12 protein-coding genes and 2 tRNA genes are annotated in these 13,020 nt (G+C 59.3%); 1 reads left to right on the top strand and 13 read right to left on the bottom strand.

Going from position 1 to position 13,020, the window contains the following annotated elements; all coding sequences use genetic code 11:
• Positions 1–54 precede the first annotated feature (54 nt).
• The 9 genes from rimP to rlmE all read right to left on the bottom strand — a co-directional run bounded on the left by rimP (position 55) and on the right by rlmE (position 7,110).
• Entirely contained in the window at positions 55–513 is a 459-nt protein-coding gene (gene rimP / locus AD666_RS12530) for a ribosome maturation factor RimP (RefSeq protein ID WP_053153211.1), read from the bottom strand.
• A 137-nt stretch (positions 514–650) separates the two neighbouring features.
• Positions 651–727: transfer RNA gene (locus tag AD666_RS12525), tRNA-Met, on the bottom strand.
• Positions 728–824: 97 nt separating this feature from the next.
• Positions 825–910, bottom strand: a tRNA-Leu gene (locus tag AD666_RS12520).
• A gap of 22 nt (positions 911–932) precedes the next feature.
• Complete coding sequence (gene secG / locus AD666_RS12515; protein WP_053152136.1) at positions 933–1,316, bottom strand: preprotein translocase subunit SecG; 384 nt, start codon at positions 1,314–1,316, stop codon at positions 933–935.
• A 4-nt stretch (positions 1,317–1,320) separates the two neighbouring features.
• Complete coding sequence (gene tpiA, locus AD666_RS12510) at positions 1,321–2,076, bottom strand: triose-phosphate isomerase (protein WP_053152134.1); 756 nt, start codon at positions 2,074–2,076, stop codon at positions 1,321–1,323.
• Between the two features lie 66 nt (positions 2,077–2,142).
• Positions 2,143–3,480, bottom strand: coding sequence for a phosphoglucosamine mutase (glmM, locus tag AD666_RS12505; RefSeq protein WP_053152132.1), 1,338 nt, complete (start codon positions 3,478–3,480; stop codon positions 2,143–2,145).
• 16 nt (positions 3,481–3,496) lie between these two features.
• Complete coding sequence (gene folP / locus AD666_RS12500) at positions 3,497–4,348, bottom strand: dihydropteroate synthase (protein WP_053152130.1); 852 nt, start codon at positions 4,346–4,348, stop codon at positions 3,497–3,499.
• Between the two features lie 8 nt (positions 4,349–4,356).
• Complete coding sequence (gene ftsH / locus AD666_RS12495) at positions 4,357–6,267, bottom strand: ATP-dependent zinc metalloprotease FtsH (RefSeq protein WP_053152129.1); 1,911 nt, start codon at positions 6,265–6,267, stop codon at positions 4,357–4,359.
• 192 nt (positions 6,268–6,459) lie between these two features.
• A complete protein-coding gene (gene rlmE, locus AD666_RS12490) occupies positions 6,460–7,110 on the bottom strand; it encodes a 23S rRNA (uridine(2552)-2'-O)-methyltransferase RlmE (RefSeq protein ID WP_053152126.1) in 651 nt (216 codons plus the stop codon).
• 106 nt (positions 7,111–7,216) lie between these two features.
• Here rlmE and AD666_RS12485 point away from each other — a divergent pair, with 106 nt between their 5' ends.
• Positions 7,217–7,525 carry a YhbY family RNA-binding protein gene (locus AD666_RS12485; protein ID WP_053152124.1) on the top strand — a complete coding sequence of 103 codons (309 nt, stop codon included), beginning with the start codon at positions 7,217–7,219 and terminating at the stop codon, positions 7,523–7,525.
• A gap of 10 nt (positions 7,526–7,535) precedes the next feature.
• Here AD666_RS12485 and AD666_RS12480 read toward each other — a convergent pair whose 3' ends face one another.
• The 4 genes from AD666_RS12480 to carA form a co-directional block, all read right to left on the bottom strand.
• Positions 7,536–7,940: a hypothetical protein gene (locus AD666_RS12480; protein WP_053152122.1), complete on the bottom strand. Its 405-nt coding sequence runs from the start codon at positions 7,938–7,940 to the stop codon at positions 7,536–7,538.
• 28 nt (positions 7,941–7,968) lie between these two features.
• Complete coding sequence (greA, locus tag AD666_RS12475) at positions 7,969–8,445, bottom strand: transcription elongation factor GreA (protein WP_053153208.1); 477 nt, start codon at positions 8,443–8,445, stop codon at positions 7,969–7,971.
• A 2-nt stretch (positions 8,446–8,447) separates the two neighbouring features.
• Complete coding sequence (carB, locus tag AD666_RS12470; protein WP_053152120.1) at positions 8,448–11,669, bottom strand: carbamoyl-phosphate synthase large subunit; 3,222 nt, start codon at positions 11,667–11,669, stop codon at positions 8,448–8,450.
• Positions 11,670–11,772: 103 nt separating this feature from the next.
• On the bottom strand, positions 11,773–12,909 hold the full coding sequence (gene carA, locus AD666_RS12465) for a glutamine-hydrolyzing carbamoyl-phosphate synthase small subunit (protein WP_053152119.1): 1,137 nt from the start codon (positions 12,907–12,909) through the stop codon (positions 11,773–11,775).
• Between the last annotated feature and the right edge of the window lie 111 nt (positions 12,910–13,020).

Here is a 13,020-nt window from a genome sequence, read left to right as displayed (position 1 = left end):
GCCTCGCCTTTCGCAAGCCATTGGATCCGCGGGATCCGCAGTATCTGGCACGTATCAGTCAAAACTGGGAATAATGTTGGCCTTGTCGATCATATCGATCGGCAACAGGAACTCATGGTCATCTACCTGCACCACGACGTCCTGCTCTTCTACACCGCGCAGAAGGCCTTGAAAGTTGCGTCGCCCCTCAAAAGGCGAGCGCAGCTTGATCTTTACTTGCTCTCCGGCAAACGAAGCAAACTGTTCGAGTGTGAACAGCGGGCGTTCCATGCCGGGCGAGGAAACTTCAAGGGTGTATTCGGTGCTGATTGGATCTTCAACATCCAGGACACCGCTGATCTGACGGCTGACGATGGCACAGTCGTCCACCAGCACACCGCCTTCCTTATCGATATAAACGCGCAACAGTGAGTGGCGGCCTTGAGCCGAAAACTCAATACCCCAGCATTCATAGCCAAGGGCCACGACCACCGGGGCCAACAAGGCCTGCAACTGTTCTAGCTTGCTCGACACCTGAACCCCCTCGTGCATGTTTGTGCATGCTGCAAATAAAAAAAAATGGGCGAATCGCCCATCCCTGAAACGCCGTTGAACAGCGGCGTTGTAAAGTGTCCAGCTAACAAAAAGCCCCTTGGAAGGGGCCCTGAAACTGGTTGCGGGAGCCGGATTTGAACCGACGACCTTCGGGTTATGAGCCCGACGAGCTACCAGGCTGCTCCATCCCGCGACAAAGCTGGGGCGCAAGTATACGGCTGATCCCCTATAGGGTCAATGTAACCTTCCACCTACAAGAAAGCCCGCGATTGCGGGCTCCCCTGTTCAATTGGTACCGAGAAGGGGACTCGAACCCCTACACCCTATGGGCACAACCACCTCAAGGTTGCGTGTCTACCAATTCCACCACCTCGGCAAATACAGCGTTTGAAACCTTCTTACTTCTGCTCTTGAGCTGGAGGCACGTCAGTCGCCGGGTTGGCCGACTTTTGCTCTTGAAGCACCGGGACATCATCAGAAGCCGGTTGTTGCTTTGGTACTTCCAATACCGCCGGGTTTGGCAAACCTACTTGAGTCAGCTCTTGAGCTTTCTCTTTAGCAAAGTAACCTAACCCCAAGCTGGTCAAGAAGAAACCGGCGGCGAGTATAGCAGTAAACTTACTAAGAAAGGTAGAGGAACCTTGGCTTCCGAATACAGTATTTGAAGCACCTGCACCGAAAGACGCACCAGCATCCGCACCTTTACCCTGCTGCAGCAATACGAGAGCGACTACACCCAGCGCGCCCAGCAGATGAAAAACGACTACGACTGTTTCCAGCATTTTTTCAGTTTCCCGCGGCGCGACAGATCGCACCGAACTCATCTGCATTCAGGGAAGCTCCACCAATGAGCCCCCCATCGATATCCGGCATGCCGAACAGTTCGGCCGCATTGGCCGCCTTCACGCTGCCGCCGTATAGAAGCCGCACACCTCGTGCCACTTCAGCATTCTCTGCCGCCAACTGCGCGCGGATGGCGGCGTGCACATCCTGCGCCTGTTGCGGCGAAGCAGTCAGCCCGGTGCCAATGGCCCAGACTGGCTCGTAAGCGATGACCGCCTTGGCGAAAGCGCCAACGCCCAGGTCTTCGATGATGCTGCCCAGCTGACGCCCGACAACCTCGAGAGTCTTTCCGGCTTCGCGCTGCTCCAGGGTCTCCCCTACACACAGCACCGGAACCAGACCACAAGCCTGAGCCGCGGCAAACTTGCGGATCAGCATTTTGTCTTGCTCGCCCATGATCTGACGCCGCTCGGAATGCCCGATCAACACCAGGGAGCAACCTGCATCCACCAGCTGACTCGGCGCAATCTCACCGGTCAATGCGCCTTGCATGGATTCCACCGCAGAATTCTGCGCGCCGACCGAAATCGACTTGCCTTTCAAGCCATCAACCACTTGGTTGATATACAAGCAAGGCGGGAATACCGCGACATCAACACCGCTTGGCAAGGCCAGATGACGAAGGCCGTTGATCAGCTCAGCGACGCTGGCGCGGGTACCGTGCATCTTCCAGTTACCAGCTACCATAGGGCGACGCATGCTGTACCTCGTCGGTCAAAGTGGGCGCAGATGTTACCCAACCGATTCATGACTGGCAAGCCGAATTCAGGCAGAAACTTCAGTAACGAGTTTTGCCAGCTCTTCGGCATAACCACGGACCTGCGCTTCATCCTCACCTTCGACCATGACACGCACCAAGGGCTCGGTACCGGACTTGCGCAGCAACACCCGCCCACGCCCAGCCATCGCCTGGGTCACACGCTCGCTGGCCTGCTTGACCGTGGCATGCTCGAGAGGGTTCGCACCGCCACCAAAACGCACATTGATCAACACCTGAGGGCATTTGCGTAATGCCTGACGCGACTGAGCCAGGCTCTCGTTACGCGCCTTGAGTGCCATCAGCACCTGAAGCGCGGCAATGATTGCATCGCCGGTGGTGGTGTGGTCGAAACATACGATGTGACCGGAGTTCTCTCCCCCGATCACCCAGCCACGCTCCAACAGCTCCGAGATGACATAACGGTCACCGACGTTAGCGCGCACGAAGGGAATGTCCATATCCGCCAGGGCCAGCTCGAGCCCGAGGTTGCTCATCAATGTGCCGACCACACCGCCCTGCAATTTGCCACGCTCATGCAGATCGCGGGCAATGATGAACAGTAACTCATCCCCATCGACGACCGTGCCAGTGTGATCCACCATCAGGACCCGATCACCGTCGCCATCGAAAGCGATCCCGAGATCGGCATGCTCGGCCAGGACAGCGGCCTGCAACGAATCGGTATGGGTGGAACCGCAGTTATGATTGATGTTCAACCCGTTAGGCTGGGCGGAAAGCACCACCACCTCGGCACCCAACTCACGAAACACGCTAGGTGCAACCTTGTAGGTAGCGCCATGGGCACAATCGACGACGATTTTCAGCCCCTCGAAGCTGGTGCCGGTCGGCACGCTGCCCTTGCAGAACTCGATGTAACGACCCGAGGCGTCGTTGATCCGCGACACTTTGCCGATCTTGCTCGACTCGACCACAGTCATCGGCGTATCCAGCAGTTCTTCGATCATCAGCTCGACTTCATCCGGCAGCTTGGTGCCCTTGCCGGAGAAAAACTTGATGCCGTTATCATCATGAGGGTTATGCGAGGCACTGATCACGATGCCGGCCTGCGCATGGAAGGTACGCGTCAGGTAGGCAATGGCCGGCGTCGGCATTGGCCCCAGCAACATCACATCGGCACCCGCCGAGGTCAGACCGGCCTCGAGCGCCGATTCGAACATGTAGCCGGAAATTCGTGTGTCCTTGCCAACCAGCACCTTGCAGGCGCCCATCTTGCGGAATGCCATGCCGGCGGCCCAGCCGAGCTTGAGCATGAAATCGGGGGTAATAGGGTATACACCGACCCGACCACGAATACCGTCGGTGCCAAAATATTTCTTGCTCATAAGTGCTCCGTCATTCTTATTCGGCTGATTGCACCGCTGCGATCATCCGCACGATATCCATCGTTTCGGCTACATCATGCACCCGCAGCAGGCGCGCGCCTTTTGTTATCGCCAGAGCCGCAAGTGCAAGACCGCCATACAGACGCTCCCCCACCGGGCGACCCAGGGCATTGCCTATCATGCTCTTGCGCGAGACGCCGACCAATAACGGCCGCCCCAGAGCATGCAAGGCTTCCATATGCTTGAACAGGCTCAGGTTATGAGCCAGCGTCTTGGCGAAGCCGAATCCGGGATCAAGCACCACCTTCTCGGCCGGGATACCCGCCGCGACGCACATACTCAAACGCTCCGCCAGAAATTCGCCGACCTCTCGAGTCACGTCACCATAGCGAGGATCGTCCTGCATGGTTCCGGGCTCACCGAGCATATGCATCAGGCAAACCGGCAACCCGGTGGCCGCCGCGGCATCCAGAGCACCATCGCGTCGCAAGGCACGAACGTCGTTGATCAGCCCCGCCCCGAGTCGCGCACTTTCGCGCATGACCGCAGGCGTGGACGTATCGACCGAAATTATGACATCAAGTTCGCGATGTATGCGCTCGACAATCGGCGCCACTCGCTCCAGCTCTTCGAGAGGTGAAACCGGCCTCGCGCCCGGCCGGGTCGATTCGCCGCCGACATCGATCAGCGCCGCCCCAGCCGCCACCATGGCTTCGGCATGCCGCAGCGCAGCGTCGAGCTGGCTGAATCGGCCGCCGTCGGAAAAGGAATCGGGAGTGACATTGAGGATACCCATGACATGTACATGGGCCAAATCAAGAACCCGGTTGCCGCAAGGCAACCGGGTCGAGGACTGAGCAGAAGTCATTTCAAACCTTAGACGTCAGCAGCCGGACCACCGATCGGTGTTTCCGGGCGTTCGCCCTGCACCGCTGGAGGGGTACCCGAAGTCCCCGTACCACCCGACCAGTCGCGGGGTTCACGAGGCGGACGCCCCGCCATGATGTCGTCGATCTGCTCGGCGTCGATGGTTTCATACTTCATCAGGGCATCGGCCATGGCGTCGAGCTTGTCACGGTTGTCCGTGAGGATCTGCTTGGCGGTACCGTAGCACTGGTCAATGATGCTGCGTACTTCGGAGTCGATCAGCTTGGCGGTCTCACCGGAAAAGCTGGCATGTTGGCCGGTGCCGCCACGCCCCAGGAACACCTCGCCCTCTTCCTCCGCATACATGAGAGGACCAAGCTTTTCTGACAACCCCCACTTGGTGACCATGTTCCGGGCAATCTGACTGGCACGCATGATGTCGTTGGATGCGCCAGTGGTCACGCCATCGAAGCCCAGGGTCATTTCTTCAGCGATACGACCGCCGTACAGAGAACAGATCTGACTGATCAAGGCGCGCTTGGACAAGCTGTAACGATCCTCTTCCGGCAGGAACATCGTTACCCCCAGCGCACGACCACGCGGAATAATCGAAACCTTATAGACCGGATCGTGCTCAGGCACCATGCGACCGACGATCGCGTGACCCGCTTCATGGTAGGCCGTGTTCTGCTTTTCCTTCTCCGACATGACCATGGTCTTGCGCTCGGCACCCATCATGATCTTGTCTTTGGCCAGCTCGAACTCTTTCATCTCCACGATGCGCTTGCCGGAACGGGCAGCGAACAGCGACGCCTCATTCACCAGGTTAGCCAGGTCCGCACCGGAGAAGCCCGGCGTACCACGGGCAATGACCGCAGGAGCGACGTCGTCGCCCATCGGCACCTTGCGCATGTGGACCTTGAGGATCTGCTCCCGGCCACGGATATCCGGCAGCCCCACCACCACCTGGCGGTCGAAGCGGCCTGGACGCAGCAACGCAGGGTCGAGCACATCCGGACGGTTGGTCGCGGCAATCACGATGATGCCGTCATTCATCTCGAAGCCATCCATCTCGACCAGCAACTGGTTGAGGGTCTGCTCGCGCTCATCGTGCCCACCGCCCATGCCGGCGCCACGGTGGCGACCGACGGCGTCGATTTCATCGATGAAGATGATGCATGGCGCGTGCTTCTTGGCCTGCTCGAACATGTCGCGCACACGACTGGCGCCGACACCCACGAACATTTCGACGAAATCGGAACCGGAAATCGTGAAGAAAGGCACCTTGGCTTCGCCGGCAATCGCCTTCGCCAGCAGGGTTTTACCGGTACCGGGCGGGCCGACCATCAGCACGCCGCGAGGGATGCGGCCACCCAGGCGCTGGAACTTGCCCGGATCACGGAGAAACTCCACCAGCTCGCCGACTTCTTCCTTGGCTTCGTCACAACCGGCGACGTCAGCCAGCGTGGTCTTGACCTGATCTTCGGAGAGCAGCCGGGCCTTGCTCTTGCCAAAGCTCATCGGCCCGCCCTTGCCACCGGCGCCCCCCTGCATCTGGCGCATGAAGAACATGAACACCGCGATGATCACGAGGATCGGGAAGCTGGCTACCAGGAGCTGAGTCCAGATGCTTTGCTGCTCAGGCTGCTTGCCTTCGATTACGACATGGTTGTCGACCAGGTCGCCGATCAGGCCATTGTCCTGGATGGCCGGACGAATGGTCTTGAAGCTGTCGCCATCGGTACGTTTGCCGGTAATCACATAGCCATCGACGGCAACGCGCTCGACCTTGCCATCCTTGACCTGCTGAATGAAGTCGGAATAGTTGAGGGTCTGCGGCTCGTTAGGGCTGGAGAAGTTGTTCATCACCGTCACAAGGACAGCGGCGATGATCAACCACAGGATCAGATTCTTTGCCATGTCGTTCAATTAACTACCCTCTGAAGCTGGCTCCGCTGACGGCGCGCGCCTCGCATGATATTCACCGGCCTAACTTACTACATTACCTACGACCCTGGCAGGCGCCGTCTGTAACCCTTTGTGAAACTTTCGACCGCTCAATTTTCGTTACGCGGCTTTTGCAATGCGAAATAAAAAAAACTATCGGCCCTGTCAAAGGCGCTCATCGCTGGCCGAACCCTCGATTCCACGGAAGCCTCGGGCCAACAGGTACTGCTCGCGAGAGCGGTCACGGGACGACAATGGCTTGCGCATCTGCACCTTGTCGAACAATTTGCGGATGCCCTTGTGGTATTCGTCGAAGCCCTCCCCCTGGAAGACCTTGATCAGAAAATCACCGCCTGGACGCAGAACCCGCCCTGCAAGATCCAGGGCCAGCTCGCTGAGAAACATCGCACGGGGCATGTCGACAGCCGCCAATCCACTCATATTGGGGGCCATATCAGAAATCACAAGGTCTACCTGCGTATTTCCGACGGCCTCCAGGATTTTCGCCAGCACGGCATCTTCCGTGAAATCGCCCTGAATAAAGGTCACATCGGGGATGCTGTCCATTTCCAGGATGTCGGAGGCAATCAAACGTCCTTGACCGCCAATCAGACGACTGGTCACCTGGGACCATCCACCCGGCGCAGCGCCGAGGTCGATCACGGTCATCCCTGGACGGATGAGCCGATCCTTTTCCTGGATCTCCAGCAGTTTGTAGCTGGCACGCGAGCGATAGCCATCCTTCTGCGCCATTTTGACGTACGGATCGTTGAAATGCTCTTTGAGCCAGTTCTGGCTAGTCTTGGAACGGGCCACAGGCCACCTCTGAATAAAACGGGTCGTGATTAAGTGGGCGGTCCCGGACTCGCTCGGGTAAACTGGCCGCCGCTTTTTTTACAAGATCAGACGCAGGGGTCAGATTATGCCGCTCACTCAAGAGCAGAAGAAACAATACAAATCCATTGGCCACCATCTGAAACCGGTTTTGACTGTGGCTGACAACGGTTTGACTGAAGGTGTACTGGCCGAGCTGGAACGCGCCCTGAGCGATCATGAGCTGATCAAGATCAAGCTCAACATCCTCGACCGCGAAGCCCGCCTGGCCACCATTGCTGAACTGTGCAAGACCGGCAAAGCCGACCTGGTGCAAGTCATCGGCAAGATGGCGTTGATTTATCGCAAGAATTTCAGCGTCAACAAGCAACTGTCGAACGTTCACCGCTTCAAGTGATGCCAAAAGCTCAAGGGTGTGCTTCGCGCACCCTGCCGCTCCATCCTGGCACCGGCTGCAACACCAGCACCAACCCGGAAAAACCCAGCACCAGGTAACTGAATACCTGCCACTGGCTCGCATCCGGCCAGCCGAGACGCACCGCAAAGTACATCCCGCACGCGTACAACGACATGAGCAACAATTGCCCACGCATGTCGCGCCACAGGCTGCCCAGGCCTTCGACCTGAACCAGCACCAACGCCTGAAACACCACACACACTGCCGAAAAAATGACCAGCAGAACCGTCAGCATGCCGGCGATTTCATCGATCAGCAGCGGTGCCAGGCCAATTCGCCCCAGCACCGGCAACATACCGATGTGCAGCAGCCAGAGGCCACCCACCCACAGCATCTGGGTGAGTTGCCAGAGCATGGCGCCAGCCCGCAGGAGGCGCCTTCGGTCAGATGTGACGGACTTCGACAATCTCATACTCGATGACGCCACCCGGCGTCTTCACCGACACCACATCCCCCTCTTCCTTGGCGATCAAGGCGCGAGCGATAGGCGAGCCGACGGATATCTTGCCAAGCTTGATGTCCGCTTCGTCTTCGCCAACGATCTGGTAAGTCACGCTTTCATCCGTCTCGACGTTGGCGATTTCAACTGTTGTGCCGAAAATCACCTTGCCGGTATGAGGAATCGTCGTGACATCGATGATCACGGCATTCTGCATGCGGCCTTCGATATCCCGGATGCGCGCCTCGACCATGCCCTGCTCTTCACGGGCGGCATGGTACTCGGCGTTTTCCTTGAGATCGCCCAATTCGCGGGCTTCACCGATCGCCTGGCTCAAGCGCGGACGCTCAACCTTGGTCAGGTGCGCCAGCTCTTCTTCCAGGGCGCGAGCGCCCTGAACAGTCATGGGGTACTTGGTTATGCTCATGCCTTCAATCCTGCGTGTAAATCCTGCAAGCGACGCACGGTCTTCTCGGGACCGAACTTGAGCGCTTCGCAGATCGCTTCGCCGGCAGCAATGGTCGTGGTGCAGTAGATCTTGTGCTGCAGCGCGTTGCGACGAATGGAGTAGGAATCAGCGATCGACTGGCGACCCTCGGTGGTATTGATGATCAGCGTGACTTCGTCATTCTTGATCATGTCGACCACATGTGGACGCCCCTCGGTCACCTTGTTCACGCGGCGCACCTTCAGGCCTGCCGCTTCGATCAGCCTGGCGGTCCCGGCGGTAGCAACCACTTCGAAGCCCAAGTTGATCAGATCACGGGCCACGCCTGCAACCAGAGGTTTGTCGTCATCACGCACGCTGATGAAGGCCGTGCCGCCGGTCGGCAGGACTTCGCTGGCGCCCATCTGGGCTTTGGCGAAGGCTTCGCCGAAGGTGTCGCCCACACCCATCACTTCGCCGGTGGACTTCATTTCCGGGCCGAGGATCGGGTCGACACCCGGGAACTTGGCGAACGGGAACACCGCTTCTTTCACGCTGTAGAAGTTCGGAATGATTTCCTTGGTAAAGCCCAGCTCTTTAAGGGTCTTGCCCGCCATGACCCGCGCAGCAATCATCGCCAGGGAGACGCCGATGCACTTGGACACGAACGGCACGGTCCGGGAAGCGCGCGGGTTGACCTCGATGACGTAGATGTCCTCGCCCTGCAGGGCCAGCTGTACGTTCATCAGACCGACCACGCCCAGTTCCAGGGCCATTTTCTTGACCTGCTCGCGCATTTCGTCCTGCAGGTGAGCCGGCAACGAATATGGCGGCAGCGAACAGGCCGAGTCACCGGAGTGAACGCCCGCCTGCTCGATGTGCTGCATGATCGCGCCGATCACCACGTCGGTGCCATCGCTGACCGCATCCACGTCCATTTCAATGGCACAGTTGAGGAAGTGATCCAGCAGCACAGGACTGTCGTTGGACACCTGGACCGCTTCGCGCAGGTAGCGCTTGAGTTCTTCTTCCTTGTAGACGATTTCCATCGCCCGGCCGCCCAATACATAGGATGGGCGCACCACCAGTGGATAACCGATCCTGGCCGCAGCCTTGACCGCTTCGTCTTCGCTGCGCACGGTGGCGTTAGGCGGCTGACGCAGGTTCAGGCGCTCGACCATTTGCTGGAAGCGCTCACGGTCTTCGGCGCGGTCGATCGCATCCGGGCTGGTACCGATGATCGGTACGCCAGCGGCTTCCAGGGCGCGAGCCAGTTTCAGAGGTGTCTGGCCGCCGTACTGGACGATCACGCCCTTGGGCTTCTCGACACGGACGATTTCCAGCACGTCTTCCAGGGTGACCGGTTCGAAGTACAGGCGGTCGGACGTGTCATAGTCGGTGGACACGGTTTCCGGGTTGCAGTTGACCATGATGGTCTCGTACCCGTCGTCACGCAGGGCCAGCGCGGCGTGTACACAGCAGTAGTCGAACTCGATGCCCTGGCCGATCCGGTTAGGACCGCCACCCAGGATCATGATCTTGTCACGGGTCGATGGCGCGGCTTCGCACTCTTGCTCATACGTGGAGTACAGGTAGGCGGTGTCGGTGGCGAATTCGGCGGCGCAAGTGTCGACGCGCTTGTAGACCGGGAACACTTCCAGCTTGTGGCGATGGGCTCGCAGGCTCTTCTCGGTCACACCCAGCAGCTTGGCCAGGCGCTGGTCGGAGAAGCCCTTGCGCTTGAGGCGGAACATGGTGTCGCGGTCGATGCTGGACATGCCCAGGGTCTTGACCTTCTCTTCTTCCTTGACCAGATCTTCGATCTGCACCAGGAACCAAGGGTCGATCATGTTCATGCCGAAGATCTGCTCGACGGTCATGCCGGCACGGAACGCATCCGCCACGTACCAGATACGCTCGGCACCCGGCACGGTCAGCTCGCGCTTGAGCTCGCTCATGCTTTCCGGGCTGCTCAGGTCCAGTTTCGGATCGAGGCCGCAAACGCCCACTTCCAGGCCGCGGAGGGCCTTCTGCAGGGACTCCTGGAAGGTCCGGCCGATGGCCATGACTTCACCGACCGACTTCATCTGAGTGGTCAGACGAGCGTCGGCCTTGGCGAATTTTTCGAAGGCAAAACGCGGCAACTTGGTGACGACGTAGTCGATGGACGGTTCGAAGGACGCCGGGGTCTTGCCGCCGGTGATGTCGTTCGACAGCTCGTCCAGGGTGTAGCCCACGGCCAGCTTGGCGGCGACCTTGGCAATCGGGAAGCCGGTGGCCTTCGAGGCCAGAGCCGAGGAACGGGACACCCGCGGGTTCATCTCGATGACCACCATGCGACCGGTGTTCGGGCAGATGCCGAACTGGACGTTGGAGCCGCCGGTTTCAACACCGATCTCACGCAGCACCGCCAGGGAAGCGTTGCGCAGGATCTGGTATTCCTTGTCGGTCAGGGTCTGGGCCGGCGCGACGGTGATCGAGTCGCCGGTGTGCACGCCCATCGGGTCGAAGTTTTCGATGGAGCAGACGATGATGCAGTTGTCCTTTTTGTCGCGGACAACTTCCATTTCATACTCTTTCCAGCCGATCAGGGATTCGTCGATCAGCAGTTCCTTGGTCGGCGACAGGTCCAGACCACGGGAGCAGATTTCTTCGAACTCTTCACGGTTGTAGGCGATGCCGCCACCGGTGCCGCCCATGGTGAAGGACGGTCGGATGATGCATGGGAAGCCCAGCTTCTCGAGGACCGCGTTGGCCTCTTCCATGCTGTGGGCGATACCGGAACGCGGGCATTCAAGGCCGATGGCCTTCATGGCCTTGTCGAAACGGGAACGGTCTTCAGCCTTGTCGATGGTGTCGGCGTTGGCACCGATCATCTCGACACCGAACTTCTCCAGAACGCCTTCGCGCTCCAGGTCCAGTGCGCAGTTCAGCGCAGTCTGGCCACCCATGGTTGGCAGCAGAGCGTCCGGACGTTCCTTTTCGATGATCTTGGCAACGGTCTGCCACTTGATCGGCTCGATGTAGGTGGCGTCGGCCATGGCCGGGTCGGTCATGATCGTGGCCGGGTTGGAGTTCACCAGGATGACGCGATAACCCTCTTCGCGCAGGGCCTTACAGGCCTGGGCGCCGGAGTAGTCGAACTCGCAGGCCTGGCCGATCACGATCGGGCCAGCGCCGAGAATCAGGATGCTTTTTATGTCTGTACGTTTTGGCATGGGTTTGTCACTCAAATCCGCAGGTCAGTCGGCTAGGCCGTCGAACAATCTTTGCAGCGCCTGAGGGGGCCGCCGTACTGGGGCCGCCCTCGGGCTTACGCGGTCAGCGTCGCTTGGCCATCTCATTGATGAAGCGATCGAACAGCGGAGCCACGTCGTTCGGGCCCGGGCTCGCTTCAGGGTGGCCCTGGAAGCTGAACGCGCTCTTGTCGGTGCGCTCGATGCCTTGCAGCGTGCCGTCGAACAGCGATTTGTGAATCGCCCGCACGTTGGCCGGCAGGGTCGCTTCATCCACTGCGAAACCGTGGTTCTGGCTGGTGATCATCACGACGCCGGTGTCCAGATCCTGGACCGGGTGGTTGGCGCCATGGTGGCCGTGGCCCATCTTCAGCGTCTTGGCGCCCGAGGCCAGGGCCAGCAACTGGTGCCCGAGGCAGATGCCGAATACCGGTATCTCGGTTTCCAGCACGTCCTTGATCGCCTGGATCGCGTAGTCGCAAGGCTCCGGGTCACCCGGGCCGTTGGACAGGAACACGCCATCCGGGTTGAGAGCCAGCACATCGGCGGCCGGGGTTTGCGCCGGCACCACGGTCACGCGGCAGCCACGCTCCACCAGCATGCGCAGGATGTTCAGCTTGACGCCGTAGTCGTATGCAACCACGTGGTACGGCAGCTCGGACGCTTCGATCGTCGGATGGCTGTCGGTCTTCAGGTTCCAGACCGAGGAACGCCACTCGTACTGTTTCTTGGTGCTGACGACTTTCGCCAGGTCCATGCCTTTCAGGCCAGGGAAACCCTGGGCAGCAGCGATCGCAGCTTCTTCGGAAATGTTGTCGCCAGCCATGATGCAGCCGTTCTGCGCGCCTTTTTCCCGCAGGATACGGGTCAGGCGACGCGTGTCGATGCCAGCGATCGCCACGACATTGTTGGCTTTCAGGTAATCGGACAGGGACATCGTGTTACGCCAGTTGCTCGCTACCAGCGGCAGGTCACGGATGACCAGGCCAGCGGACCAGACGCGATCGGATTCGGCATCTTCCGGCGTGGTACCGGTGTTGCCGATGTGCGGGTAGGTCAGGGTAACGATTTGCTGGGCGTAGGAAGGATCGGTAAGAATTTCCTGATAGCCGGTCATTGCGGTGTTAAACACCACCTCACCAACGGTCTGACCGTCGGCTCCAATGGCTTCGCCGCGAAAAATGCTGCCATCAGCAAGGGCGAGTATGGCTGGCTTAGTCAAGAAGACCTCCCGTAAATAAAGCCTGAAAGGGCGATCGCAGGTTGTAAAAAAGCGGAGTGACGTATGGACACGTCACCCCGCTTCTTTCACTGAATTATTCTGCGCGCTTTT

This window comes from Pseudomonas sp. Pf153 (genome assembly GCF_001269775.1).
GTDB lineage: Bacteria > Pseudomonadota > Gammaproteobacteria > Pseudomonadales > Pseudomonadaceae > Aquipseudomonas > Aquipseudomonas uvaldensis.
Note: the sequence above shows the minus strand (reverse complement) of the source record. Positions and strands in the feature narration are given on the sequence as shown.

What these genes read in the sequence shown, in the direction of transcription:
- secG (WP_053152136.1), bottom strand. Translation starts at nt 1,316, where the DNA reads ATGCTGGAAACAGTCGTAGTCGTTTTTCATCTGCTGGGCGCGCTGGGT.
- tpiA (WP_053152134.1), bottom strand. Translation starts at nt 2,076, where the DNA reads ATGCGTCGCCCTATGGTAGCTGGTAACTGGAAGATGCACGGTACCCGC.
- glmM (WP_053152132.1), bottom strand. Translation starts at nt 3,480, where the DNA reads ATGAGCAAGAAATATTTTGGCACCGACGGTATTCGTGGTCGGGTCGGT.
- folP (WP_053152130.1), bottom strand. Translation starts at nt 4,348, where the DNA reads ATGACTTCTGCTCAGTCCTCGACCCGGTTGCCTTGCGGCAACCGGGTT.
- ftsH (WP_053152129.1), bottom strand. Translation starts at nt 6,267, where the DNA reads ATGGCAAAGAATCTGATCCTGTGGTTGATCATCGCCGCTGTCCTTGTG.
- AD666_RS12485 (WP_053152124.1), top strand. Translation starts at nt 7,217, where the DNA reads ATGCCGCTCACTCAAGAGCAGAAGAAACAATACAAATCCATTGGCCAC.
- AD666_RS12480 (WP_053152122.1), bottom strand. Translation starts at nt 7,940, where the DNA reads ATGCTCTGGCAACTCACCCAGATGCTGTGGGTGGGTGGCCTCTGGCTG.
- carB (WP_053152120.1), bottom strand. Translation starts at nt 11,669, where the DNA reads ATGCCAAAACGTACAGACATAAAAAGCATCCTGATTCTCGGCGCTGGC.